This window comes from Pseudomonas sp. W5-36 (assembly GCF_046540455.1).
Taxonomy (GTDB): Bacteria; Pseudomonadota; Gammaproteobacteria; order Pseudomonadales; family Pseudomonadaceae; genus Aquipseudomonas; species Aquipseudomonas graminis_B.
On sequence record NZ_JAXCIQ010000013.1, the window covers coordinates 42,194 to 68,021 of the forward strand.

The window sequence follows — 25,828 nt, forward strand, 5'->3', positions numbered from 1 at the left end:
GGGTGAAATCCGATCAGTGTCAGAGGGCCGTTTTTTCCACGGTTCCCTGATCGAAGGAGTGACTCGCGTTTTGCCGAATTTCAAACCCTTTCTGTTGCTTTGCCTGCTGTTAAGCGTTTGCAGCGTCAATGTTCAAGCCGCTGACGCCCCCGCCGCAACAACCGCTGCCGCTGCAGCACCCGCCGATTCTGCACCGGAGGATCCCGCCAAAGCGGAGATTCTGGTCAAGGGAGGATTGCTCGGCGCCATCAGTTCCAGCATCGACAGCGTGCAAGACAAGCTCGATGTGGATGGCCACCTGCTCGACTCCTGGCGTCTGCGCGCTGACCGCGCCGCCGACGAGATCGACGCGCTGGTCAACAAGCCGCAGTCGCGCTCAGCGTGGCGGATCGCCGGCGATTTCGTGATGCTGTCCCTGGTGTGGGCGGGGGCGTTCCTGCTGCTCAATCGCATCGGCGCGTTCCTCGTCACCCGGCTATCGCGGCACCGGTTTTTGATTCGCCGCGATCGCGTGGTCGGGGTGCTGGGTTATGTGCTTCCTTATATGGTGCCGGCGCTCATCTGCCTTCCGCTGACCCTGTACGTCAGCCACTTCATGCCGACATCGGTCGGACGCGCGCTGGCGTTGTGTCTGGCGTACTCGACCAGCAGCGGGATTTTCTCCACCTCGGTGCTGTTGTCCCTGATTGTGCTGTTCAACTCGGGCCATAAACGGCCAGCGGTGCGCATCATTCGTCACTACGCGCCGCATCCGCTGTTCATCATCGGCTTTCTCGCGGCGTTGAGCGACGCGTTGACCAGCCCACAGATTGCCCGGCTGTTCGGTGGCAACGTGACCACCAGCATCGCGGCGTTCACCGGGCTGATGGCGTCGGTCATGTTTGGCATGGTCGTCATACGCATGCGCCGGCCGATCGCGCATCTGATCCGCAACCGTCCGCTGGCCGCCCGGTTGGCGCGGCCGGCGGTGCAACAGACGCTGAAAATCTTCTCCAGCCTGTGGCATTTGCCGATCCTGCTGATGATTCTGGTCTCGGCGGTAAACCTGATCGGTGCCGGCGAAGGCAGTCAGGAAGCCCTGCGTTGCGCGTTGCTGACGACAGTCCTGTTGATTGGCGCGGTGTTTCTCAGCACCTTGTTCCAGCACGTGTTCAAGCCCACCGAGACGCGGACCGATAGTGTTTACAAGGAGCGTCTGCTGAGCCTGTTGCACGCGGTCATGCGTATTGCGCTGGCGATCGGCTTCATCGAGTTGCTGGGCCGGATCTGGGGTTTCTCGCTGTTCGAATTTGCCCAACGCAATGCACTGGGCAAAGTGATCAGCGATTCCCTCAGCAGCATCGGCCTGATTCTGTTGGTGACCTGGCTGCTATGGGTGGTGATGGACACGGCCATTCAGGAAGCCCTGAAGCCTCCGGCCAATGGACGTTCCGCGCGTCAGCCGAGCACGCGGGTGAAGACCATCCTGCCGCTGCTGCGCAACGCGATGAAGATCATCCTCGTGGTGATCTGCACCATCACGACCATGGCCAATCTGGGCATCAACGTCGCGCCACTGCTGGCCGGTGCGGGGGTTGTCGGTCTGGCGATCGGCTTCGGTTCGCAGCAGTTGGTGCAGGACGTTATTACCGGCCTGTTTATCATCATCGAGGACACTATCTCCATCGGCGATTGGGTGGTGCTGGATTCAGGCCATGCCGGCACGGTCGAGAGCCTGACGATCCGTACGTTGCGTCTGCGCGACGGCAAGGGCTTCGTGCATTCGGTGCCGTTCGGGCAGATCAAGGCGGTCACCAACCAGTCGCGGCAGTTCGCCTACGCCTTCTTCTCGTTCCAGTTCACCTACGACACCGACGTGGACGCGGCGACCTCGCTGATTCGTGAAGCGGGCCAGTCGATCAGCGACGATTTACTGCTGGCGAGCAAACTGCAGGGGCCGCTGGAGGTGTTCGGGCTGGACCGCATGGACATGAATGGGATCGTCATCACGGCGCAGTTCCGTACGTCATCGGGCGGGCAGTACGCGGTGAGCCGTGCATTCAATGATCGGCTCAAGCGACTTGTGGATAAGTCACCCGAGGTGCGATTCGCGCAAACTTATCCACAGCTGGTGATGAGCCCGCACAATCGCCAGGCACCTGAGGGGGAAGAGGGCGCTGAGCAACAAGCGCTGCCCGGCAAGACCTCGGTAGTGAACAAGGACGGGTCCGAAAGCCCGGCTTGAGATCTACCGGAACAGCCGATCACGCACCTGCAACATCAGCGCCTCATCCACGTCGCCCCAGTACTGCGGCTTGCCGGCGATGATGGCGGCGATGGGAATGCCGTCGCGGTAAACCAGCTTGTTGCCCACTATCGCCGGGACCTTCGCGCCGGGCAGCAGCGTCCCGGCGAGGTTGAGCGGGTCGACGCCGCTGACGGCAATCAAACTGCCGTCCAATGGGCGGTTGCGGACCTCGCGCAACAGCGGGATGGCTTCGGGCAATGCGAATTGCTCACCGGCCAGGCCTGAAACGAAGCGCCCGCCGCGAATCTCTCCGCGTGCCTCAAGCCTGTGCAACGTGCGCAGTAGCTCGCGCCAGGTCGGCAGCCAGTCCGCCTCGCGCTCCAACAGGCGCCAGAACACCACGCCGTATCGGCGCAGCAAGGTCATGGCAACATGCTCCAGCGTGTCACTGTCGATCCGTTGTGACGCGCCTTCTTCTTTCGCCGGCGCGCGACGCAACAAAGCCCAGCGCCCGGCATCGTCCATGCCGCCAATGAAAGCGCCGCGATTGCGTCGACTGGTGTGGCTGCTGCGTTTGCTCGCCGGGGTGATCAGCGCTCGCAGCCCGGCGAAGCTGTCGGCATTGACCAACCCGGCACCGACCAATTCCTGCAGTGCCGTTTCCAGCTCGGCCCGCAACAAGTGCGCTTCGCCGGTCAGCTCATCGAAAAACATCGCGCCCTGGCTCGACAATACCTCGTGAACCTTCTGCGCGCGCAGGGATAATTCAGTCGGCGCCGGCTGTTCGGTCAGCCCGGTCCACAGGCGGACCTGCGGTCGCGGCAGCAGCACAATCGGCGTACTGCGCAACGCAGCGCTGCCAACCTTGTTGCGACTGGTCAGACGCATCCACACCACCTTGCCGGACCGACACAAGTCATCCAGCCAGATCGATGAATAGTCCTTCAGGCGTGCCGGAAGAAGATCACTGTCCCAGGCGCCTGCCGCCGACGAGAAACCTTCCAGCTGCGCGACGACTTCCGGCAGCGCAGCTTTGCCCTGGCTCTGGGTGGTCGCAGAGAGATGCTGCCAGTCGAACAGGAATCGAGTGAAGTCCTGCAGCGACACCGGCTCGATTTCCCGGCGCAGGCGTTTGACCGTGTAACGGTGGATGCGCGACAGCAGATGCCGCTCGCACCATTCTTCCTTGCCGGCGTCAGGGTTGAACTGACCGCGCAGCACGTAACCTTCGTTCTCCAGCTGCGCGAGTGCCTGGGCGACTTCGTTCTGCGTCAGCGCCAGCGGCTCGGCGATGTCAGCGACCGTAAGCGGGCCGAAACCGCCCAGCCGCGCCCGCACGATTTCGACGCGCGCTTCGTCTTCGGTCCACGCTCCGTCGAACCCGGCCAATGCCGCCAATGGCGGGTGCATTTCAGCTGCGGGGTAGATCGCCTGCAAACACGTCAGCCGCTCCAGAGGAATCCACAGCGCCTGTTCCGGGGTGACCTGCAAGCGCGTGCCACGACCCGAGCGGGCCAGGCTCTCCAGCCATTTCATCCAGTCGCTGTGCTCGCGGGCCTCCACGCCGGTGATGCACCCCAGGCTCATGAGCGCCTCGTGCATCTCATCCACGTTTTGCGGCTGCGGCCAGGCTTCATCGGCCACCGCTTTGATCGCATCGACATCCAGCGCGCCGAGATCGTCGGTGGATTCCGGGTCGCTCCAGCGCCGATTGAGCACCGCCTGGGTGCGACGTTCTTCCAGCGGCGCGTTGTCGAGAAACGCATACGGCTTGGCGTTGAGGATTTCCGCCGCCAGCGGCGAGGGCGCAGGCAGATCGCGACTGACCAGACGCACTTCGCCGTTCTCCATGCGCCGCAGCAATTTCAGCCAGCTTTCGGCGTCCATGGCTTCGTGCAGGCAGTCGTCCAGGGTCTGCTCGATCAGCGGATGCTCCGGCACATCCCGCTCGCCCACCAGATTTTCCAGGCAGGCGATCTGGTCCGGAAACACCGTGGCGATCAGGTCATCGCTCTTGATCCGCTGCAACTGAGGCGCCACTTTTCGCCCCCCGGTGTAACGCGGCAGGGCCAGGGCGACACCGGCGTTCCAGCGCCAGCGCACGCCGAACAGCGGCGCATCCAGCACCGCCTGAATCAGTAAATGCTCGGCGGTGGCGGCGTTGAGATAACGCCAGACTTCGTCAAGCGCAAAGCTGTGCGCCGTGGACAGCGACAGCACGATGGCGTCCTCGCTGGCGGCGGCTTGCAGCTCGAAGTTGAAGGTTCGGCAGAAGCGCTTGCGCAGCGCCAGCCCCCACGCGCGATTGACCCGGCTGCCGAACGGGGAATGAATCACCAGTTGCGTGCCGCCGGACTGATCGAAAAAGCGCTCGATGACCAGCGTGTCCTGTGACGGCAGCGCGCCCAGGGCCGAGTGCGCGCGGGCGAGGTATTCAATGATCTGCTCGGCGCTGGCGAGGTCCAGGCCCAGGCTTTTTACCAGCCAGTCCGTGCAGGCCTGAAGATTGCCGGGGTGGGCGCTGAGCTGCTCGTCGATGTCGGCCTGCAAGCGGGCGACGGCGAACGACAACTCGTCGCTGCGCCCGGGCGCTTCACCCATCCAGAACGGAATGTTCGGCGGCATGCCGTGGGCGTCCTCGACCCGCACGCGGCCGGACTCGATCCGCAGAATCCGGTAGGACGTGTTGCCCAGCTGGAAGATGTCCCCCGCGGCGCTCTCCACGGCGAAGTCTTCGTTGACGGTACCGATGTTCAGCGCCTGGGGTTCGAGGACCACGCTGTAATCGGCGTTGTCCGGAATCGTGCCGCCACTGGTGACCGCCGTGAGTTTGCTACCGCGCCGGCCACGCAACGTGCGGGTCAGCGCGTCGCGATGCAGGTACGCCGCGCGCACGCCCTGACGCCCGCTGTAACCCTCGGCGAGCATGCTCAGCAGCGCCTGATAATGGCCTTCATCGACGTCGGCGTAGGGCGAAGCCTTGCGGAACAGCGCCAGCAGGTCCTGCTCCTGCCATTCCTGACAGCTGACCTCGGCGATGATCTGCTGCGCCAGCACATCCAGCGGCGCCTTGGGAATGACCAGCGTGTCGAGCTCGCCGCGACGCACGCAATCCAGCAGCGCCGCGCACTCGATCAGATCATCTCGGGAAACCGCGAACAGCCGCCCCTTGGGTGTGCCGCCTACGTGGTGACCGGAGCGGCCGACGCGCTGCAAAAAGGACGCGATGGAGCGGGGCGAGCTGATCTGGCAGACCAGATCGACGTCGCCAATGTCTATCCCCAGTTCCAACGACGCCGTGGCGATCAGTACCTGCAGGTCACCGCGCTTGAGGCGCTGCTCGGCGTCGAGCCGCTGTTCCTTGGCCATGCTGCCGTGGTGGGCGGCAACGGCCTCGTTGCCCAGTCGCTCGCTCAAATGCCGCGCCATGCGCTCGGCCAGGCGCCGGGTGTTGACGAAAATCAGCGTGGTGCGATGTTCACGCGCCAGCACCGCGAGCCGGTCGTAGACCAGTTGCCAGACGTCGCTTGACATCACGGCGCTCAGGGCCACAGGCGGCACTTCGATAGCCAGATCCCGGGGGCGCGCGTGGCCGATGTCGACGATGGCGCACGGCCGGCTGACCGGGTCGCTGCCCACCAGAAAGCGCGACACCCGCTCGATAGGTTTTTGCGTCGCCGACAGCCCGATGCGCAGCAGCGGTTTTGCACACAGCGCCTGTAAACGCTCCAGTGTCAGGGCGAGATGACTGCCGCGCTTGCCGGCCGCGATCGCGTGAATCTCATCGACGATGACGGTCTGCGTGCTCGCGAGCATGCGCCGACCGGAGTCGGACCCCAGCAGCACGTAGAGCGATTCCGGCGTCGTCACCAAAATGTTCGGCGCGGTTTTACGCATCGCGGTGCGTTCTTTCTGCGGCGTGTCACCGGTGCGCACGGCAGTGGTGATGCGCAGCCCGGGCAGACCTTGCTGAATCAGCTGATCGGTGATGCCCGCCAGCGGGTTTTGCAGATTGATCTGGATGTCGTTGGACAGCGCTTTCAGGGGCGAAACGTACACCACGAAGGTCTCGTTCGGCAGCTCGCCACCCCGCTCCAGCCCCTGATGCACCAGATCATCGATGACCGCCAGAAACGCGGTCAGGGTTTTCCCGGATCCGGTGGGCGCGGCAATCAGCGTGGACTCGCGGCGTTTGATCAGCGGCCACGCCTGGGCCTGGGCCGCGGTAATGGCCGGGAATGTCGAGCGAAACCACGCGCTGACCGCCGGGTGAAAGGCGTCGAGCACCGGGTCGGGTGTCTGGGGAAGGTTCATCGCTAATTAATGCGGGCGCAGGCAGGCAGATGCAAGAGGCAGATACCGGGCCAAGTGATCGGCGGCGCGCCTCAACAGCTTCACGCAGTCCCGCGCGCCCGAGGCTGTTGGGACTTGCCCGTCGACGTGTTATGTTTGCGGACGTTTTTCACCTAATTTTAATCGACCTGAAGACTGAGCCTGCTGACTCTATGCGAATGCGCCTTATGCTATTGGGCGGCGGGAATGCCCTCGGGCAGGCGTTGATTCGTCTAGGTGCCGAGGAGAACATTGGATTCCTCGCGCCGCGCCCACCGCAAGACGGTTGGGATGCGGCAAGCCTGACGCAACTGCTCGATGACACCCGCCCGGATGCCTTGATCAATCTCGCTTACTACTTCGACTGGTTTCAGGCGGATCGGGTAAGCGCTGACAGGCTGGATAATCAGGAACGCTCTGTGGAGCGTCTCGCTGAACTGTGCCAGCACCACAACATCGTCCTTGTTCAACCCTCCAGCTACCGCGTTTTCGACGGTTCGCGGGCGACGGCTTACAGCGAAAAAGACGAGCCCGTGCCGCTGGGTTCCCGTGGGCAGGCCCTGTGGCGCATCGAGCAAAGCGTGCGGGCAACCTGTCCGCAGCATGTGCTGCTGCGTTTTGGCTGGCTGCTCGACGACAGCGCCGAAGGTGTACTGGGGCGCTTTCTCAGCCGCGCCGAATCCCCTGGTGAATTGCTGCTGGCAGACGACCGTCGTGGCAATCCGACGCCGGTCGACGATGCCGCGAGGGTGATCATTTCGGTGCTCAAACAGCTCGATTGCGCCGCGCCGCTGTGGGGTACTTATCACTACGCCGGCCACGAAGCGACCACGCCACTGGCGTTCGGTCAGGCCGTGTTGACCGAAGCCCGTCTGCTGCGCCCGCTGGCGATCGAGGTACCTACCGCGCAGGCCCACGCCGCACGTCCGGACGCCAGCGAGGAGCCGCAGAACGCCGTGCTCGCCTGCAAGAAAATTCTCCACACTTTCGGTATCAAGCCACGCGCCTGGCGTGCCGGCCTGCCCAACCTACTGGACCGCTATTACCGCCATGTCTGATGCTCCTGTCCTCATCACCGGCGGCGCCGGTTTCATCGGCTCGCACCTGACGGACGCGCTGCTCGCCAAAGGCTACGCCGTGCGTATTCTCGACGACCTGTCCACCGGCAAGCGCAGCAACCTGCCGCTGGACAACCCGCGTGTCGAGCTGATCGAAGGTGATGTGGCCGATGCCGCGCTGGTGGCCCGAGCGGCGGTAGGTTGCCAGGCCGTGGCGCACCTGGCTGCCGTCGCGTCGGTGCAGGCCTCGGTGGATGATCCGGTGAAGACGCACCAGAGCAATTTCATCGGCACGCTGAATGTCTGCGAAGCGATGCGCCAGGCCGGTATCAAACGCGTGGTGTTTGCTTCCAGCGCTGCGGTGTACGGCAACAACGGTGAAGGCGAGCCCATCACCGAAGACACCCCGAAAGCACCGCTGACTCCCTACGCGTCGGACAAACTGGCCGGTGAGCACTACTTCGATTTCTATCGCCGTCAGCATGGTTTCGAGCCTGTCGTGTTCCGCTTCTTCAACATCTTCGGCCCGCGCCAGGACCCTTCATCGCCGTACTCCGGCGTGATCAGCATCTTCGCGGAGCGTGCGGTAAACGGCCTGCCGATTGCCGTTTTCGGTGATGGCGAGCAGACCCGCGACTTCTTCTACGTCGAGGACCTGGTTGACCTTGTGGTACAGGGAATCGAAATGCCGACGGTGGCAGAGGGCGCGGTCAATGTCGGCCTGAACGCGACGACTTCGCTGAATGAGCTGCTGGCCGCCCTTGCCGAGGTGGTGGGGAACCTGCCAGCGGTAAGCTACCTGCCGGCGCGTTCGGGTGACATCAAGCATTCCCGGGCGAGCAATCAGCGTCTGCTTGAGCGCTTCAAAGTGCCAGAGCCCACGCCGCTGAAGGTCGGGCTGGCGCGACTGCTGGGGCGCTGAAACCCGCGCAGCAAAAAGGCACCGATGAGGTGCCTTTTTTATGCCTGTTCGTTGGGGCGCAAGCGCTTAGAACTTGTAGCCCACGCCAACCATGTACACCCACGGATCGACGTCCACGTTCACTTTGGTCCGGCCGACGCCCAGCGCCGACGGGCCGTCCAGCGTCGCTTGGGTGTCGATGTCCACGTACCAGACGGCGGCGTTGAGCATGATCTTGTCCGTCAGCATGTAGTCCGCGCCGATCTGACCGGCCCAGCCCCACGAATTCTTGATGTGCAGGTTATTCATGCCCTGGCCTTTGCGTTCGCTGCTCAGGTTTTCATCGTAGAACCAGGTGTAGTTCACGCCGACACCGGCATAGGGCTGGAATTTCGACGTCGCATCCATCGGGTAGTACTGCAGCGACAGGGTCGGCGGCAGTTGCTTCACGTCCGCCAGCTTGCCATCCAGACCCGGGCCCAGGCCCTTGACCGCAACGGTGTGCTGGAAAGGCGTTGCCGCCAGCAACTCAAGGCCCACGTGGTCGGTGAGCATGTAGGCGAAGGCCAGGCCCAGTTGGGTGTCGCTGTCCAGTGTCGCTTTGGTCCCCGGGACTTTGGTGCCGTCCAGCTTGAGGTTGCCGCTCTCTTCATTGGGCGCCGTTGTTGCAGCACCGGCGCGAATGATGAAGTCACCGGCCTGGTGGGCGTGAGCAGCGAGGGGGACACCGAGTGCAAGCGCGAGCAGGGGCGCGCTGAGCAGGTACTTGTGCATGGGGGCTCCGTAAGGGCATAAAAAAGGTATGCCGTATGTTACGAAGCGTCTAGGTCGCGGTTTTTGACTTGGCTCAATGAAAACTCGATTAGGGTGTGCCTGTTAACGGCCACTCACTGCTCATCCGGCATTTCGTACACCAGAATCTTGTCCGCTTCCATCTGGTAACCCGCGTCGGCCAATTCGCTGGTCGAGGATTTGACCTGCATCGGGCCTTCGATCCAGTAGGGTTGGTATAGCTCGTCCACCTTGACGCCCAGTTCGCTCGTCACGTGGACGATCTGATTCGGCGGCGGTGGGGGCACGTGAATGCAGGCGCCGAAGTAGGGCACCAACAGAAACTCTGTCACCCGGCCTTCCTCGCTGACTTCCAGCGGCACGATATACCCCGGCAGCCGCACTCGCTGGCCATCGAGCGATTTGACCACCGGCGCATGGGGCGCCAGTTGATGGGCGGCGGGCGCCGACTCGACTGACAGGGTGTCCGCCATGCTCGACAGGTTGTGAATGGGCGCGGTGATCAGCTTCACCGGCGGTGCGTCAGGCGGGATCATTTCCTGCCACGTCAGCACGCGCAGGTCCTGCGCCCACAACGGCGTCACGACGAGCATTAACAGCATCCAACCCATCCGCATCACAACGACCTCATAAACGAATCGACAACCCGTCTGCCAGCGACTGGCGATAGGCTCGCCACGCGGGCACGGTGCCCATTAACACGGCAGCGCCGAGAATGCCTGCCAGCAGCGTCCACTCGTAGGCGCTGGGCAGGGACAGCGGCAGATACAAACCGTAATTGGCCTGCACGTAACCCTGCGCGGAGGCAATGCCGATGTAAAGCAGCGCCAGGCCGCAGACCGAGCCTGCCAGCGCCAGGGCAAAGGCTTCCAGCACCAGCAGACTGGCGATATGCCAAGGCCGCGCGCCCACCGAACGCAGAATCGCCATCTCGCGGCGCCGCTCGTTGAGGCTGGTGAGAATCGCCGTCAGCATGCCGATCAGCCCGGTCAAGACAACGAACAACGAGATCACGAACAGCGCTTTTTCAGCGGTGCCCATCAGGCTCCACAGCTCCTGCAGCGCCACCCCCGGCAGAATCGCCAGCATCGGTTCGCCGCGGAACTCGTTGATCTCGCGCTGCACGGCAAAGGTCGCGATCTTGCTGTTCAGCCCGAGCATGAAGGCAGTGATGGCCGTGGGCGTGAGGTCCATATTGCGCGCCTGGTCGGCACTGATCCGACCGGCGCCTTGTGCCGGCACGCCGTTGTGCCAGTCGATGTGAATCGCTTCCATACCGCCCAGGCTGATGTGCAGCGTGCGGTCCACCGGCGTGCCGGTGCGTTTGAGGATGCCGACGACGGTGAACGGCTTGTCGTCATGCTTGACCAGACTCACCGTCGCGACGCCGTGGGCCAGCACCAGCTTGTCGCCGAGCTTGTAATGCAGCGCGTCCGCCACTTCCGCGCCGAGCACCACTTCAAACGGGTCGGTGGCAAACGGCCGGCCGTCGGCCATTTCGAGATGCTGCTGACGACCGTACTGGTAGTGCTCGAAATACGATTCATTGGTGCCCATCACCCGATAGCCGCGATGGCTGTCACCCAGGGAAATCGGGATCGCCCACTTCACCTGCTTGCTGTTGGCGAAGTGCTCGAAGCTGTCCCAGCGAATGTTGTTGGTGGCGTTGCCGATGCGGAACACCGAGTAGAGCAGCAGGTTGACCGAGCCCGAGCGCGCGCCGACGATCAGGTCTGTGCCGCTGATGGTGCTGGCGAAACTCGCGCGCGCTTCGGTGCGCACCCGTTCGACCGCCAGCAGCAGGCAGACGGAGAGGGCAATGGCGAACGCGGTGAGGAATGCAGTGAAGCGGCGGTTGGCGAGGCTGGCCAGCGCCAGACGAAGAAGATACATCTCAAACCTCTGCAGCGACGGCGGCGCGATTGAGTTCGGCCAGCGACAGGTTGCGGTCGAACAGCGGCGCCAGGCTCTGATCATGGCTGACGAACAACAGGCTGGCACCGGCCTCGCGGCATTCGGCGAACAGCAGCTGAATGAAGGCTTCGCGGGCGTCGGCATCCAGCGCCGAGGTGGGCTCGTCGGCGATGACCAGTTCCGGCTGGCCGATCAGGGCGCGTGCGGCAGCGACGCGCTGCTGCTGACCGATGGACAGCGAGTCGGCGCGGCGGCCCAGCATTTCAGGGTCTTTCAAGCCGAGGTGAGCGAGCAGGGTTTCAGCCGCTTTGTCGACGCTGCCGTGGCGCTGGGTCGCCCGCTGGGTGCGTAATGTGGAAAAGCGGCAGGGCAGCTCGACGTTCTCGCGCACTGACAAAAACGGCAGTAGGTTGAACTGCTGGAAAATGTAGCCCGTGTGATCGACACGAAAGCGGTCCCGCGCTCCGGCCGAGAGCTGTGTCAGCTCTTGACCGAGCAGGCGAACGCTGCCGCGACTCGGGCGCTGCACACCGCCCAGTAGACCCAGCAGTGTGGTTTTGCCGCTGCCGCTGGGGCCTTTGAGGAACAGGGTTTCGCCGGCATCAAGGCGAAACGCCGGAATGTCCAGCAGTTGCGGATGCCCCGGCCAGCTGAAGCCGAGTTCGGACAATTCAATGAGCGCTTGAGTCATGGCCACACGTGCGTCTGAAAAGTGATCGACCGGGAAGCCCGGTCGCTGATGGAGCGGCGTTGGTTAAAACTTGATCGCCGGATTGCTCGGACGCACTTCGGCGCCCATTTGGCGTTTCGGTGTCACCAACTGCACCTGAATGGTCTGAGTGGCCGGGAAGCTTTTGAACAGTTGGGTCAGATCGAGCTTGTTGAACACATTTGGCGCGCTGCAGGTGAATTGATAGTGGCCATGAATTTCGCTGTGCTCGTGTTCGGCGGCGTCGCCATCGGCGTGGTCGTGATCGTCGTCATCCTTGTCGCCGAACAGCGTGCTTTCCACCCGTTGTCTGGTGGCGGTGCAGCCGGCCGCTTCCGGAAGACTGAACAGCGCGTGGGGCTTGAGCAGGGTTTCCTTGGCCAGGGCCAGGGTCATTTTGTCTGCGTCGGTGGTTGCCGGGTGCTCGAAGCCGACGATATTCATGGCCGGGGTGTCGAGTTCCAGTTCCAGCGTGCGGCCGTCCAGCGCCATATCCAGCCGCGCGACACCGTGGACGTGCGCGCCGAGACTGCCATGCTCATGATCGTGGTCATGCTCATCGGCCGCGAAGGCGACGGCGAGGGGCAGCAGGGCGAAGGGCAGGGCAAGTAGCAAACGACGCATGGGGGAAAGCTCCGGAAGCGAGTCTGAAATGTGTTATGTAATCTTATAACAATGTGTGGCGCCGTTTCTTAACTTTTTCAGGCAGCGCTTCTGGAGGTGCGTCCCGGAGGGTTCAGGGATCACGTGCAGGTCGCCAATTCCTGTGGGACCATGCCGGTCCGCCCTATCAGAGGACACACCCCATGCTGCGAATCCGTGGAACCGTCGGCGATCTGCCGGTGGATCTGACTGTGGAAATGGACGACGCCGATTGGGCTCGGCTGGGTGTTCAGTTGGGCACGCAGGTGCGGGAAGCGTCTGCGCCCACTGATACGCCCGTCAAGCCTGTCGCCAGTCGCAACGATGCTGTCTGGGATATCGCTCAGGCGCTGTTGCGCAAGGCAGGTCACCTGAACGGGCCGGATCTGCTCGGTCAGCTGGAAGGTCTGTCGGGCAGCACCGCTGCGGGCAAACGCCTGATGGTGCGCATGCGTCACAGCGCCAACGTGAAAGTGGAAAGCCAGGGCGACACGCCGGTGTATCACTGGGTTGAGTGATACACAGCCTGCAGGATCCCCATAGGACCGCGTAGATCTATGGGACTGGCTCGGCCCGTCAATGTAGGACGAGCTTCAGCCGGGAAGGCTAGTAAAGCGCCGCAAACAACCGACGACGATAGGTAGTCACCAGCGGGTGATCATTACCCAGCAAGTCGAACACCTGCAGCAGCGTCTTGTGCGGCTGGCCTTCGTTGTAGCTGCGGTTGCGGACGAACAGCTTGAGCAGTCCCTCCAACGCGGCTTCGTATTGCTGACGGGACAATTGCTGGATCGCCAACTGGTGCGCGGCTTCATCGTCCTGCGGGTTCTGCGCCAGGCGCGATTTCAGCTCGGCGGCGTCAGGCAACGCGGCGGCTTCGGCCAGAAACGTCAATTGCGCCTTCGCTCCGGCCAGCGCGGCTTTGTGCTCATCGCCTTTCACCGCGTCCAGCACCGTGCGGGCTTCCGTCAGCTCGCCGCGTTCGGCCAGGCAACGCGCGTACAGAATCAGCGCCGCAGCGTTGGTGTTGTCCTCGGCGAGGATGGTCTGCAGGACCGCTTCGGCTTCGGCAAAATGGCTCTCGGCAAACATCGCCTGCGCGGTTTTCAGCGGGTCGGCGGCGGCTGGCGGCGGCATCTGCACATGGGGCTCAAGCAGCGCGCGGATTTGCGATTCAGGCTGGGCGCCGGAGAACCCATCCACCGGTTGGCCGTCCTTGAACAGCACCACAGTAGGCAGGCTGCGAATGCCGAAGCGCGCCACGATGTCCTGTTCAGCGTCGCAGTCGACCTTGGCCAGCAGCAATTCGCCCTGATAACTCTCGGCAATCTGCTGCAGCAGCGGCATCAGCACCTTGCACGGCGCACACCACTCGGCCCAGAAATCCACCAGCACGGGTTTGTGAAAGGAATTCTCGATGACCATCTGATCGAAAGTGGCGGTGGTGGCATCGAAGATGTACGGCGTGTCCTGGCTCATCGCGGGTCTCGAAAGAAGGCTTGATGGCGCGAACTATAAAGGGCTGGGGGGATTGTCGGAAGCGCGGTTGATGCCTGTCGCTAAATTGCAGGCGCTAAGCGAGTCATGACCTGACCGCATGGTAAAGACTCACCCTGCGAAACTCCCACGGTTCGGCCAGATCGGGCAGCGTCAGCGCCTCAAGAATGCCCAGCCGCCGATACAGAGGATGCTGGAAATCCCGCACCCGGGAATCAGCCACCAACGCTTGTTTCCCCCGACTGAGAAACTGATCCAGCAGCGGAAGGTTGGCGCGGTCGTACAGCACGTCCGCCACCAGGATCAGGTCGAAGCGATCTTCCTCGGCGAAGAAGTCGCCCGAATACTCAAGCGTCACGCCGTTCAGCTCGGCGTTGGCCCGGCAGGCCTCGATGGCCTGCGGATCGAGATCGCACGCAACCACTTCAAGGGCGCCGGCTTTCATCGCCGCAATGCCTGCGACGCCCGAGCCTGCGCCGAAATCCAGCACCCGCTTGCCCGCGACCCACTGCGGCTGCTCGGCAATAAAGCGCGCCAGCGCCAGGCCACTGGCCCAACAGAAACTCCAGTAGGGCGGGTCTTCAAGAATGCGCCGGGTTTCTTCGGGGCTGAACGCGCGATCCATATTGTTCGCGTCGATCAGCCACAACCTCAGGTCCGTGCCCGGTAGCGCTTCGGCCACCAGTTGCGCATCGCCCAGCAGCTCGCTCAATGCGGCTTGCAGGTGAAGCGGAGCGGTCACGGCGCGGGAGCGAATTGCAACTGACCCAGCGCCTGAGTGGTGGGTTGAGTGATCAGCACGGACGGCAGATGCAGAATCAGCTGGCCCGACTTGCTGGCGCGACCACGCAGCTCCACGCGCGCGCCCACCGGGAAGGCTTCGGGATTGAAGCGCAACTGGAACGGCAGCGACTGGTTGTTTCCCACCAGTTTGGTGCTAGTCAGCAGCTTTTGCGGGCGGTTGCGATCGTCAATGACCAGCAACGCCAGTTCGACCTCTGCGCCGGCCGGCACGCCCAGCAACTGGCCGCTCAGTTCGCGCTGGAAGGGCTGCAGCGGACCTTGCCCTTCCGGCAGCGTAATGGCGTTGGGGGCAGGCTTGGCGGGGGCGGCAGGTTTCGGCGCCTCGGCCGTGCTGCAGGCAGCGAGCAGGCCCACAAGGCTGATTACAGCAAGCGTACGTAGCGTCATGAACAGCTCCAGAAAAAGCAGAATGCGGGCGGGATACGCACGGGATAGCGCAGTATCGCTGAGTGCGGCGGGTTTCACCGCACTGAATGCGCGTCTATATACCTCAAAGCCTCGCACTTGTCTTGCCAGCGAGATGCGCTACCATGGCCCTCCCTTTTTTTGTTGCCTGCCACCATGCACTGTCCCTTTTGCGGTGCCAACGACACCAAAGTCATTGACTCGCGCCTTGTTGCTGAAGGCGATCAGGTTCGCCGCCGCCGTGAATGCGTCGCCTGCGAAGAACGCTTCACCACATTCGAAACCGCTGAACTGGTTCTGCCCCGGCTGATCAAGCAGGACGGCAGCCGTCAGCCCTTCGACGAAGAGAAGCTGCGCGCCGGCATGCAGCGCGCGCTGGAAAAGCGCCCGGTCAGTGTCGAACGTCTGGAAGCGGCCCTGGCCCACATCAAAAGCAAGCTGCGCGCGACCGGCGAGCGTGAGGTCAAATCGCTGATCGTCGGTGAGCTGGTGATGGGCGAATTGCAAAAGCTCGATGAAGTGGCCTACATCCGCTTTGCTTCTGTTTATCGGCGGTTTCAGGACCTCAACGAATTCCGCGAAGAAATCGACCGACTGGCTCGCGAGCCGGTTAAAGAGTGAGCATGACCTCCACAGAGCAAAGCGTGCTCGACGCAGCCTATATGGCGCGGGCGCTGGAACTGGCGCGCAAGGGCGTCTACTCGACGCACCCCAACCCGCGAGTCGGCTGCGTGATCGTGCGTGATGGCGAGATTGTCGGTGAAGGCTGGCACGTCCGCGCCGGTGAACCCCACGCCGAGGTGCATGCCCTGCGCCAGGCGGGCGACAAGGCAAAGAACGCGACCGCTTACGTCACCCTCGAACCCTGCAGTCATCATGGGCGCACCCCGCCGTGCGCCGACGCGCTGGTCAACGCCGGTGTGGCGCGCGTGGTTGCTGCGATGCAAGACCCCAATCCCGACGTGGCCGGCCGTGGCCTGTTGCGCCTGATGAGCGCGGGTATTGTGGTGCAGAGCGGCGTGCTCGAAAGCGAAGCGCGGGGGCTGAATAAAGGGTTTCTCAAGCGCATGGAACACGGCCTGCCCTACGTGCGGGTCAAGCTGGCGATGAGCCTCGACGGACGCACGGCCATGGCCAGCGGTGAAAGCCAGTGGATCACCGGCCCCGAAGCGCGCTCGGCTGTGCAGCGCCTGCGAGCGCAGTCGAGTGTGGTGCTGACCGGCGCCGATACCGTGCTGGCCGATAACGCGCGGCTCACCGTGCGGCCTGACGAGTTGGGCCTGAACGCCGAACTGACTGCCCTGGCCGCAACCCGGCCGCCGTTGCGCGTGTTGGTCGACGGGCGCTTGCGGGTGCCCCTCGATGCGCCTTTCTTTAAAGCGGGCAATGCGCTGGTGGTGACCTGCGCGGCTGCCTCGGCCCGCGAGCGTTACCACGACGAAGGTCACGACATGCTGGCGCTGCCAAGCAGTGGCGGGAATGTGGATCTGCGCAAACTGTTGGTCGAACTGGCCGCCCGCGGCGTCAACGACGTGCTGGTCGAGGCCGGGCCCAAGCTCGCTGGCGCGTTTACCCGGCTCGGTCTGGTGGATGAATACCAGATCTTCGTGGCGGGCAAGTTCATGGGCTCGTCGGCGCGGCCATTGCTGGACCTGCCGCTGGCGCAGATGAGCGAAGCGCTCGAGCTCAAGATTGTTGAAATGCGTGCAGTCGGCGATGACTGGCGAGTCATTGCGATACCCGCGTCGCACCCCGGCGTATAATTCCGGCTTTCGCGTTCAGCGCTGGCCCTGTTTTCCAGGAGCACCCATGTTTACCGGCATCATCGAATCCATCGGCAGCATCCGCGCCATCACTCCGAAAGGCGGCGACGTCCGCGTCTACGTAGAGACCGGCAAGCTCGACCTCTCCGACGTCAAGCTGGGCGACAGCATCGCGGTCAACGGGGTCTGCCTGACCGCCGTTGAATTGCCAGGCGACGGCTTCTGGGCCGACGTCAGCCGCGAAACCTTGAACGTCACTGCGTTCGTCGATCTGAAAACCGGCAGCAGGGTCAATCTGGAAAAAGCCCTGACCCCGACCACGCGCCTGGGCGGCCATCTGGTCAGCGGCCACGTCGACGGCGTCGGCGAAGTGCTGTCCCGGGAAGAAAACGCCCGTGCGATCCAGTTCCGCCTGCGCGCCCCCCGCGAGCTGGCCAAGTACATCTCCCACAAAGGCTCGATCACCGTCGACGGCACCAGCCTGACCGTTAACGCAGTCAATGGCGCTGAGTTCGAGCTGACCATCGTCCCGCACACCCTCGCCGAAACCATCATGGGCGACTACCGCGCGGGCCGTAAGATCAACCTGGAAGTCGACCTGCTGGCGCGTTACCTCGAGCGTTTGCTGCTCGGTGACAAAGCGGCCGACCCGACGCCGGCCCAGGGCGGCAACATTTCTGAAAGCTTTCTGGCCGCCAACGGCTACCTCAAATCCTGAATCGAAGGGGGTGCCGCGTGGCGCTCAACAGCATCGAAGAACTGGTTGAAGACATTCGCCAAGGCAAGATGGTCATCCTCATGGATGACGAAGACCGCGAGAACGAAGGCGATCTGATCATGGCCTCCGAGTGCGTCAAGGCCGAGCACATCAACTTCATGGCGCGTTATGCCCGTGGCCTGATCTGCATGCCGATGACCCGCGAGCGCTGCGAAACCCTGAAACTGCCGTTGATGGCGCCGCGCAATGGCTCGGGCTTCGGCACCAAGTTCACCGTGTCCATCGAAGCCGCCGAAGGCGTCACCACCGGGATCTCCGCCGCCGACCGCGCGCGCACCGTTCAGGCGGCTGCGGCCAAAGAGGCCAGAGCCGAAGACATCGTCAGCCCTGGCCACATCTTCCCGTTGATGGCCCAGGCCGGCGGCACATTGTCCCGCGCAGGTCATACCGAAGCAGCCTGCGATCTGGCGCGCATGGCCGGTTTCGAGCCGACCGGCGTGATCTGTGAAGTCATGAACGACGACGGCACCATGTCCCGTCGCACGGAGCTGGAAGCTTTCGCAGCCGAGCACAACATCAAGATCGGCACCATCGCCGACCTGATCCATTACCGGATGATCCACGAACGTACCGTTCAGCGGATTGCCGAACAGCCCCTCGACAGCGAACTGGGCCATTTCAATCTGGTGACCTACCGCGATTCCGTTGAAGGCGATGTCCACCTGGCGCTGACGCTGGGCAAGATCTGCGCAGAAGAAGCCACGTTGGTTCGCGTGCACAACATGGACCCGCTGCGCGACCTGTTGATGGTCAGACAGCCCGGCCGCTGGAGCCTGCGCGCTGCCATGAAGACTGTGGCCGAGGCTGGCAGCGGCGTGGTGCTGCTGCTCGGTCACCCGCTCGATGGCGACACGGTTCTGGCCCATGTGCGTGAAACCGCCGGCGGCACACCGATCAAGACGCCGACCACTTACAGCACCGTCGGTGCCGGTTCGCAGATCCTTCGTGACCTCGGCGTGCGCAAAATGCGCTTGATGAGTTCACCAATGAAGTTCAATGCGATATCCGGTTTCGATCTGGAAGTTGTAGAATACGTGCCCTCCGAATAAAGGCCGGCAGGTGACAGGCCCCGACAGCATTCAGCCGTTGGTGGTTTTTGTCCCGGCAGTCGCCCGATTCGTGGCCTAAAATCCCTGAAAGCGCGCGCCCTATGCGCGCTTTCATGCTCTTTAATACGAGAACACGAGACTCAGCCGAATGACCCTGAAGACCATCGAAGGTACCTTCATCGCCCCCCAAGGTCGCTATGCCCTGGTGGTTGGCCGCTTCAACAGCTTCGTCGTCGAAAGCCTCGTCAGCGGTGCCGTTGATGCCCTGGTTCGCCATGGCGTGAGCGAAAGCGACATCACCATCATCCGCGCACCGGGCGCGTTCGAAATCCCGCTGGTTGTGCAGAAGGTCGCTCAACGCAGCGAATTTGCTGCCATCATCGCGCTCGGCGCCGTCATTCGTGGCGGCACCCCGCACTTCGAATACGTTGCTGGCGAATGCACCAAGGGCCTGTCCCAAGTGTCCATGGAGTTTGGCGTGCCGGTCGCCTTCGGCGTCCTGACCGTTGATTCCATCGAGCAGGCGATCGAGCGTTCCGGCACCAAGGCCGGTAACAAAGGCGCCGAAGCTGCGCTGTCCGCCATCGAGATGGTCAGCCTGTTGGCGCAGTTGGAGGCCAAGTGATTAACGACGAAAGCGATCAGTTCAACCCGCGTGATCCACGTGCGGCAGACGCCGGCAAGCCCTCCAAAAGCGAAAAGCGCCGCGCAGCTCGCCAGATGGCGATGCAAGCCCTTTACCAGCGCCACATGGCTGGCCAGTCGTTGAACGAAATCGAAGCCCAATTCCGCGTCGACAACGACTTCACCTCCGTCGATGCGAGCTATTTCCACGACATCCTGCACGGTGTCCCGGCCAATCAGGACAAGATCGACGCGGCGCTAGCGCCTTGTCTGGACCTGACCATCGAAGAGCTGGACCCTGTTGAACTCGCTGTCCTGCGTCTGTCGACCTGGGAGCTGCTGGAGCGCATCGACGTGCCGTACCGTGTGGTCATCAACGAAGGCATCGAGTTGGCGAAAGTCTACGGTTCGACCGACGGCCACAAGTTCGTCAACGGCGTGCTCGACAAGCTGGCTCCGCGTCTGCGCGAAGTCGAAGTGAAGGCGCACAAGCGCTGAGGCTTCTGGGTTTCTCCAGAACCTGAGCGTCTCCGCCATGGGCGAGTTCGAGCTGATCCGCAACTACTTTGCCGCTGCGCCCTGCGCGCAGCCCGGCGAAGGCGTTGCCTTGGGGATCGGCGACGACTGCGCCCTGTTGTCGGTGGCCGCTGGCGAGCAACTCGCCATCTCCACTGACACGCTGGTCGCCGGGGTGCATTTCCCCGGCGGCTGCGATCCTTTCCTGCTTGGCCAGCGCGCACTCGGCGTGTCGGCCAGCGACCTGGCCGCCATGGGCGCCAGTCCCCTCGCGTTCACCCTTGCCCTGACCCTGCCGCAGGTTTCCGCCGACTGGCTGGAAGCGTTCGCCCGTGGCTTGAATACCATTGCCCAGAGCTGCGGCCTGCGCCTGATCGGCGGCGACACGACGCGCGGTCCCTTGAGCCTGACCCTCACCGTCTTCGGCACAGTCCCGACCGGGCAGGCCTTGACCCGAAGCGGCGCGCGGCCTGGCGATTTGTTGTGCGTGGGCGGTCCGCTGGGCGACGCGGCCGGGGCGCTGCCGTTGGTGTTGAACCAGCGCAGCACCGAGGCGTCTACCACTCAGGCCTTGCTGGCGCGTTACTGGTCGCCGCAGCCGCAGTTCGAGTTGGGCATTGCGTTACGCGGCAGGGCCAGCGCGGCGCTGGACATCTCCGACGGACTGCTCGCCGACTGTGGACACATCGCAGCGGCATCGGGCGTGCGTTTGCTGGTGGAGCGCGAGAAAGTGCCGATGTCTGACGCGCTGCTGACGTTTTTCGGGCCTGACGCTGCGTTGAATGCCGCGCTCAGTGGGGGCGATGACTACAGACTGGCTTTCACGTTGCCGCCATCATGGCTGGCTGAACTGCAGGCTGCCGGCTTGCCTGTTTTCGTTCTGGGTCGAGTGGTCGAAGGTCACGGCGTGGCGCTGATTGACCCACTTGGGCAGGACGTCACCCCGTTGACTCGGGGCTATCAACATTTTCAGGAGACACGGTGACAGATCATCCTAATCAGGTCCCGGCGGAAAACGTTCCACCGTCGGTATGGACCAATCCGTGGCATTTCCTGGCCTTCGGTTTCGGCTCAGGCACACTGCCCAAAGCGCCCGGCACCTGGGGCTCGATGGTCGCCGTGCCGTTCATCCCGTTGTGGCAAATGCTGCCGGACTGGGGCTATTGGCTGATGCTCGGCCTGACCATGCTGTTCGGCTTCTGGCTGTGCGGCAAGGTGGCCGATGACCTGCGCGTCCACGACCACGAAGGCATCGTCTGGGACGAGATGGTCGGCATGTGGATCACCCTGTGGCTGGTGCCCGAAGGCTGGGTCTGGCTGCTGGTGGGTTTCCTGGTGTTCCGCTTTTTCGACATCCTCAAGCCCTGGCCCATCCACTGGATCGACAAGCACGTGCACGGGGGCGTCGGCATCATGCTCGATGATGTGCTGGCCGGTGTGTTCGCATGGCTGGCGATGCAAGGGCTGGTCTGGTTGTGGGCCGTGATGTAGGGGCTGCGCTCATGAGGCGTTCAGGCGGGGTATGGCTGCTGAGTCTGGCGTTGATGATGACGAGTGTGTGGGCGACTGCCGGCGCTGCAACCATTGCACCGATGTCTGATAAACCCTCCGACATCCTGCTGGTGAGCGAGCACTGGATTCGCTACACCGAAATCGACGGCACGGGGCTGGGTTGGGACCTGATGCGGGAGATCTTCGAGCCGGCTGGCGTCAAGGTCGAGCAGCGCATTGAGCCCTACACCCGCGCGGTCGGGCTGGTGCAGCGCGGCGAGGCCGATGCCTGGATTGCCGCCTACAAGGGTGAGGTCGAGGGCGCGCTTTATTCAAAGTGGCACTACGACACAGACGAAATTTACACACTGGGTCTGGCTTCGAAGCCTCCCCCTTCGCTACAGACGCTGGGCAAATATCGTCTGGCCTGGGTCCGCGGCTACGAGTATCAGCACTATCTGCCCAACGTGATGCACTTCAACGAAGTCGCCCGGCGTGACCACATTGTGCCGATGCTTGAATATGGGCGCGCGGATCTGTACATCGATGCCAAGCCGGAGATGGACTTCATCCTCGCGCAAACCAGCGACCCGCAGCGCTATCGACTGACCTACCTCACTGCCATTCCTCTGTATCTCGGCTTCGCGGATACTCCCCGAGGCCATGCGCTGCGGGATCTGTTTGACGTGCGGATGAGCGATCTGGTGCGCAGCGGCAAGCTGCGGCCGATCTTCGCGCGCTGGAAGCATGCGTATCCATTCGATTCAGGCGATGCTCAGTCCCGCGCTGGCGAGAGCCACTGATCAAACGAGTTGATCTGATTGGCTCACAATTCAGCCTAAGCGTCTGTCGGAACCTGCTGTTACAATGTTGCGAATTTCCAGCCCTCATACTGATCAGGAGCACCCGGTGCCCGTCGTATTTGTCGCGGCTTCCAAGCTGCCTACCCCCTTTGCCACTTTCAAGATGAATGGCTTTCTCGAGCAGGAAAACGGTCGCGAGCATGTCGTGCTGACCTTGGGCGATGTATCCGATGGCGCCCCGGTGCTTGGGCGTGTGCATTCCGAATGCCTGACGGGTGATGCGCTGTTCAGTCAGCGCTGCGATTGCGGTTCCCAGCTTGAAGCGGCGTTGCGCGCCATCGCCGCCGAAGGCCGTGGCGTGCTGTTGTACCTGCGCCAGGAAGGCCGCGGCATTGGTTTGATGAACAAGATCCGCGCGTATGAATTGCAGGACGGCGGTGCCGACACCGTTGAAGCCAACGAGCGCCTGGGCTTCGCCGCTGACCAGCGCGATTACGGCATTTGCCTGCCGATGCTTGAGCACCTGGGCATCAAGTCTCTGCGTTTGATGACCAATAATCCGCGCAAGGTCAAAGCGCTGACCGACATGGGCATCACCGTCGCCGAGCGCGTGCCGCTGCACACCGGCCACAACCCGCACAACAAGCTCTATCTGGCGACCAAGGCCGGCAAGCTGGGTCATATGATGGGCAACGAGCATCAGAGCGAAGTCGACCCGGCATGACACGCGGCAGCCTGCGCCGTGGTCTGGCGCTGGCTGGGCGCGCTTGATGCGCCCACTGATTGCCTGCCTGCTGTTGCTGATCGCTTTTCAGGCCGGCGCTGCACAGCGGGTCGTCAGCCTCGCACCCTCTCTTACCGAAATCGTTATCGAACTGGATGCTGCCGATCTGTTGGTCGGCGTGCTCGATGGCGGCCCGCGCCCGGAGAAGGTCGCGGGCCTGCCTTCGGTGGGCCAATACGGGCAGCTCGACATCGAGCGCCTGCTCAGTTTGCAGCCCGATCTTTTGCTGCTATGGCCCGGCAGCGTCAGCGCGGCCCAGCGCGATCAGTTGAAGCGCCTCAACATTCCCACCTACACCGCCGAGCCCCATACGCTGAAGGAGCTGGCTGATCAGATCGAGGAGATGGGCGAGCGCCTTGGCCGCGCTGACCGTGGACGACAGGCAGCGAAGGATGTCCGTCAGCGACTGGCCGCGTTGCGTGAGCGGTATCGACGCGATGTCCCGTTGAAAGTCTTTTACCAAGTGTGGGACCAGCCGCTTTATACCGTAGGCGGCGGGCAGATCATCAGCGATGCACTGACCGTGTGCGGCGCACGCAACGTTTTTGACGACCTCAAACTGCCTGCGCCTCAGGTCAGTCTCGAGTCAGTGCTGCAGCGCGACCCGGACGTGATTCTGCCCAGTGATGCCGCGTTGTTGCCGGGATGGAAGACTTGGTCGCAGTTGAAGGCGGTGAAAACCGGCCGCCTGTTTGCCGTGCCCGACAAAGGCCTCGAACGAGCCAGCGGGCAAATGGTGGGCGCGGTGGCGAAAGTGTGCAGCGTGATAGCGCCAGATCGCTAAATCAGGCGGCTATACATTTACAGCGTCGGCGTCCAGGTCACGCCAAACATCCACGTCCGGCCCTCTTCGCGATAGCCGTAATTGCTGCCATCGAAGCTGTACAGCGTGCGGCTGTAACGTTTGTCCAAGGCGTTATCCAGCTTTAACTCCAGCTTCACGTCGTCGCTGGCCTTCCAACTGCTGCGCAAACCGAACAACGAATAACCCCCGACATGCTGGGTGTTGGCCTCGTCGTTGTAGCTGTCACTGACGGCCTGCCAGCTGGCGCCGACGCCGAGCCGATCAAACTGCCGATCAATATCGAGATTCAGGGTGCGGCGAGCGCGACGGTTGAGCGTGTGCCCAGTGTCTCGGTCACGCGGGTCGATGACCGACGCCGCAAGCTTGCCGGTCCAGCCGAACAGTTGCTGCTCAAGTGACCCTTCGAAACCATTGATCCGTGCCGAGCCGATGTTCTGGGGGCGAAAGTCGCTGTCGAGGGCGATCGCGTCCTGCAGGTCGGTGCGATAGAGCGAAGCCTCAAGACGGGCGGTTTCGCTCAGACGACTGCGCCATTGCAGCTCGTAGCTTTTGGAGTGCTCGGGCTTGAGATTCGTGTTGCTGAAATCCGGGTAATACAGGTCATTGAATGTCGGCGCGCGGAAGCCTTCGCTGTAGGAAAGCAGCACGTCGTTGGCGTCATTGAGCGGAACGGTGACCGTGCCGCTCCAGGTGTTCTGGCTGCCGAACTGCTCATTCTGATCATGGCGCAGGCCCAGCTCGGTGGAGAAATGCTCGCTTTTGAAACGGTGCTGAACGAACACCGCGCGGTTCCAGCGGCTGTCCTCCTCGAACGCCGTGCTGCTGTTGACACGGTCCTCGTACCAGTCGCCCCCCAGCGTCAGGCTATTGCGTTCGTTCAGCGTCAGGTCGTTCTGCCAATTGACCGAGTCGCGGTAGGTGTTGAACACGTAGTGATCGTCGCTCAGCTTATCCAGCGTCTTCTCGCGGTTTTCGCTATGGCCTAGCTCCAGACGGGTTTTCCAAGTCTGGTTGATGCGGGCGTCGACGTAAGTGCCGAGGCTGCTCAGCTCAAACTTGCTGTATTGCTGCTGACCCACGGTGTCGAACGTGACTGGGTCGAACAGACCGAACGGGTTGTCGAACTCGGTCTTGCCCCGATTATCCAGCGCGTTGATACCCACTTCCACGTCGTCGTTGACCCAGTGGCTGAGGTTCAGGCTCAGGGATTTATTGCGGTAGGCGTCGTGGTCGTCATCGCTGGCGAAGGACGGGCCGGTACGGTTGATGCCTGCCGTTTCATCCAAACTGGTACTGAGGTTGAAATGCGTTTGCTGGTCGCCGCCCGACAGACCGAGGCTCTGCTGCTGCGTGCCGCGATTGCCGAAACCCGTATGCAGCCGAGCTTGCAGCCCTTGCTCGGCGCCTCGTCGGGTGAATATCTGAATCACCCCGCCAATGGCGTCCGCGCCGTAGATGACCGAACGTGAACCGCGCAGCACTTCCACGCGCTCGATCTGCTCGACGTCGAGGTATTGCAGGTTACTGTCCGCCGACGTGGCATTGGCAATGCGCTGGCCGTCGACCAACACCAGACTCTGCGCAGCCTTGGTCCCGCGAATGAAAATCCCCGGCAAACTGCCCCGGCCGCCGCTGGGCGCCACTTGCACACCGGGGACACGACTCAGCAGGTCAGTGACGCTACTCGGTTGCAGCCGCTCGATGTCAGCGCGAGTGAACACGGTATTCGCCGCACTGCTGGCGTCCCGCTGCTCGACCTGACGATTGCTGCTGATCAGCACACTGTCCAGCTTCAGGGCGCGTTCGCGATCAGGCTGATCGGCAAAGACCTGCGTGGCGGGGATCAGGGAGAAGGCGAGGGCAAGACGGGAAAGGGTCATTTGATTGATCGCATAACTTGCAGGCATGACCGGGGTGGACTGCACCTCGGTCAC

At 62.9% G+C, this 25,828-nt stretch carries 25 protein-coding genes; 15 read left to right on the plus strand and 10 right to left on the minus strand.

Features of this window, described 5'->3' with window-relative positions; all coding sequences use genetic code 11:
• The first annotated feature begins 106 nt into the window (after positions 1–106).
• Positions 107–2,224 carry a mechanosensitive ion channel family protein gene (locus tag SLW74_RS19465; protein WP_410929868.1) on the plus strand — a complete coding sequence of 706 codons (2,118 nt, stop codon included), beginning with the start codon at positions 107–109 and terminating at the stop codon, positions 2,222–2,224.
• Between the two features lie 3 nt (positions 2,225–2,227).
• Here SLW74_RS19465 and SLW74_RS19470 read toward each other — a convergent pair whose 3' ends face one another.
• Entirely contained in the window at positions 2,228–6,541 is a 4,314-nt protein-coding gene (locus SLW74_RS19470; protein WP_410929804.1) for a DNA glycosylase AlkZ-like family protein, read from the minus strand.
• A 191-nt stretch (positions 6,542–6,732) separates the two neighbouring features.
• Here SLW74_RS19470 and SLW74_RS19475 point away from each other — a divergent pair, with 191 nt between their 5' ends.
• Both SLW74_RS19475 and SLW74_RS19480 read left to right on the plus strand, forming a co-directional pair.
• Positions 6,733–7,617 (plus strand): sugar nucleotide-binding protein, encoded by an 885-nt coding sequence (locus tag SLW74_RS19475; protein ID WP_065988444.1) that lies wholly within the window; start codon positions 6,733–6,735, stop codon positions 7,615–7,617.
• Positions 7,610–8,539, plus strand: a complete 930-nt coding sequence (locus SLW74_RS19480) for an NAD-dependent epimerase/dehydratase family protein (protein WP_065988443.1) — start codon at positions 7,610–7,612, stop codon at positions 8,537–8,539. Before SLW74_RS19475 ends, SLW74_RS19480 begins: the two co-directional genes overlap by 8 nt.
• A gap of 66 nt (positions 8,540–8,605) precedes the next feature.
• On the opposite strand, the gene SLW74_RS19485 is transcribed toward SLW74_RS19480, so the two are convergent.
• The 5 genes from SLW74_RS19485 to SLW74_RS19505 all read right to left on the minus strand — a co-directional run bounded on the left by SLW74_RS19485 (position 8,606) and on the right by SLW74_RS19505 (position 12,557).
• Entirely contained in the window at positions 8,606–9,292 is a 687-nt protein-coding gene (locus SLW74_RS19485) for an OmpW/AlkL family protein (RefSeq protein WP_065988442.1), read from the minus strand.
• A 113-nt stretch (positions 9,293–9,405) separates the two neighbouring features.
• Positions 9,406–9,921, minus strand: a complete 516-nt coding sequence (locus SLW74_RS19490; RefSeq protein ID WP_369319269.1) for a DUF3299 domain-containing protein — start codon at positions 9,919–9,921, stop codon at positions 9,406–9,408.
• Between the two features lie 16 nt (positions 9,922–9,937).
• Positions 9,938–11,203 carry an ABC transporter permease gene (locus tag SLW74_RS19495; protein ID WP_369319259.1) on the minus strand — a complete coding sequence of 422 codons (1,266 nt, stop codon included), beginning with the start codon at positions 11,201–11,203 and terminating at the stop codon, positions 9,938–9,940.
• Between the two features lies 1 nt (position 11,204).
• Positions 11,205–11,915 carry an ABC transporter ATP-binding protein gene (locus SLW74_RS19500; protein ID WP_065988439.1) on the minus strand — a complete coding sequence of 237 codons (711 nt, stop codon included), beginning with the start codon at positions 11,913–11,915 and terminating at the stop codon, positions 11,205–11,207.
• A 63-nt stretch (positions 11,916–11,978) separates the two neighbouring features.
• Positions 11,979–12,557 carry a DUF2796 domain-containing protein gene (locus tag SLW74_RS19505; protein WP_065988438.1) on the minus strand — a complete coding sequence of 193 codons (579 nt, stop codon included), beginning with the start codon at positions 12,555–12,557 and terminating at the stop codon, positions 11,979–11,981.
• A gap of 182 nt (positions 12,558–12,739) precedes the next feature.
• Here SLW74_RS19505 and SLW74_RS19510 point away from each other — a divergent pair, with 182 nt between their 5' ends.
• Entirely contained in the window at positions 12,740–13,093 is a 354-nt protein-coding gene (locus SLW74_RS19510) for a hypothetical protein (protein ID WP_065988437.1), read from the plus strand.
• 88 nt (positions 13,094–13,181) lie between these two features.
• Here SLW74_RS19510 and trxA read toward each other — a convergent pair whose 3' ends face one another.
• From trxA to SLW74_RS19525, 3 genes are all read right to left on the minus strand, one after another.
• Positions 13,182–14,054: a thioredoxin gene (trxA, locus tag SLW74_RS19515; RefSeq protein WP_065988436.1), complete on the minus strand. Its 873-nt coding sequence runs from the start codon at positions 14,052–14,054 to the stop codon at positions 13,182–13,184.
• A gap of 103 nt (positions 14,055–14,157) precedes the next feature.
• Complete coding sequence (locus SLW74_RS19520; protein WP_065988435.1) at positions 14,158–14,814, minus strand: class I SAM-dependent methyltransferase; 657 nt, start codon at positions 14,812–14,814, stop codon at positions 14,158–14,160.
• On the minus strand, positions 14,811–15,263 hold the full coding sequence (locus tag SLW74_RS19525) for a hypothetical protein (protein ID WP_133776016.1): 453 nt from the start codon (positions 15,261–15,263) through the stop codon (positions 14,811–14,813). Before SLW74_RS19525 ends, SLW74_RS19520 begins: the two co-directional genes overlap by 4 nt.
• 174 nt (positions 15,264–15,437) lie before the next feature.
• Between SLW74_RS19525 and nrdR the strand changes: the two genes are divergently transcribed.
• From nrdR to SLW74_RS19580, 11 genes are all read left to right on the plus strand, one after another.
• Positions 15,438–15,902 (plus strand): transcriptional regulator NrdR, encoded by a 465-nt coding sequence (gene nrdR / locus SLW74_RS19530; RefSeq protein ID WP_065988433.1) that lies wholly within the window; start codon positions 15,438–15,440, stop codon positions 15,900–15,902.
• A gap of 2 nt (positions 15,903–15,904) precedes the next feature.
• Positions 15,905–17,044: a bifunctional diaminohydroxyphosphoribosylaminopyrimidine deaminase/5-amino-6-(5-phosphoribosylamino)uracil reductase RibD gene (ribD, locus tag SLW74_RS19535; protein WP_410929805.1), complete on the plus strand. Its 1,140-nt coding sequence runs from the start codon at positions 15,905–15,907 to the stop codon at positions 17,042–17,044.
• Positions 17,045–17,090: 46 nt separating this feature from the next.
• Positions 17,091–17,762, plus strand: a complete 672-nt coding sequence (locus tag SLW74_RS19540) for a riboflavin synthase (RefSeq protein ID WP_065988431.1) — start codon at positions 17,091–17,093, stop codon at positions 17,760–17,762.
• Between the two features lie 17 nt (positions 17,763–17,779).
• Positions 17,780–18,871: a bifunctional 3,4-dihydroxy-2-butanone-4-phosphate synthase/GTP cyclohydrolase II gene (gene ribBA, locus SLW74_RS19545; protein WP_065988430.1), complete on the plus strand. Its 1,092-nt coding sequence runs from the start codon at positions 17,780–17,782 to the stop codon at positions 18,869–18,871.
• 148 nt (positions 18,872–19,019) lie between these two features.
• A complete protein-coding gene (ribE, locus tag SLW74_RS19550) occupies positions 19,020–19,496 on the plus strand; it encodes a 6,7-dimethyl-8-ribityllumazine synthase (protein ID WP_037017809.1) in 477 nt (158 codons plus the stop codon).
• Positions 19,493–19,993 carry a transcription antitermination factor NusB gene (nusB, locus tag SLW74_RS19555; protein ID WP_065988429.1) on the plus strand — a complete coding sequence of 167 codons (501 nt, stop codon included), beginning with the start codon at positions 19,493–19,495 and terminating at the stop codon, positions 19,991–19,993. Before ribE ends, nusB begins: the two co-directional genes overlap by 4 nt.
• Before the next feature lie 37 nt (positions 19,994–20,030).
• Positions 20,031–20,996 carry a thiamine-phosphate kinase gene (thiL, locus tag SLW74_RS19560; RefSeq protein WP_410929806.1) on the plus strand — a complete coding sequence of 322 codons (966 nt, stop codon included), beginning with the start codon at positions 20,031–20,033 and terminating at the stop codon, positions 20,994–20,996.
• Complete coding sequence (locus tag SLW74_RS19565) at positions 20,993–21,502, plus strand: phosphatidylglycerophosphatase A (RefSeq protein WP_065988427.1); 510 nt, start codon at positions 20,993–20,995, stop codon at positions 21,500–21,502. Before thiL ends, SLW74_RS19565 begins: the two co-directional genes overlap by 4 nt.
• A gap of 11 nt (positions 21,503–21,513) precedes the next feature.
• Positions 21,514–22,305 (plus strand): substrate-binding periplasmic protein, encoded by a 792-nt coding sequence (locus SLW74_RS19570; RefSeq protein WP_410929807.1) that lies wholly within the window; start codon positions 21,514–21,516, stop codon positions 22,303–22,305.
• Between the two features lie 106 nt (positions 22,306–22,411).
• Positions 22,412–23,029: a GTP cyclohydrolase II gene (ribA, locus tag SLW74_RS19575; RefSeq protein ID WP_074891807.1), complete on the plus strand. Its 618-nt coding sequence runs from the start codon at positions 22,412–22,414 to the stop codon at positions 23,027–23,029.
• Between the two features lie 46 nt (positions 23,030–23,075).
• Positions 23,076–23,873, plus strand: a complete 798-nt coding sequence (locus tag SLW74_RS19580; RefSeq protein ID WP_410929808.1) for a cobalamin-binding protein — start codon at positions 23,076–23,078, stop codon at positions 23,871–23,873.
• Between the two features lie 17 nt (positions 23,874–23,890).
• Here SLW74_RS19580 and SLW74_RS19585 read toward each other — a convergent pair whose 3' ends face one another.
• Positions 23,891–25,774 carry a TonB-dependent receptor domain-containing protein gene (locus SLW74_RS19585; RefSeq protein ID WP_410929809.1) on the minus strand — a complete coding sequence of 628 codons (1,884 nt, stop codon included), beginning with the start codon at positions 25,772–25,774 and terminating at the stop codon, positions 23,891–23,893.
• Positions 25,775–25,828: the final 54 nt, after the last annotated feature.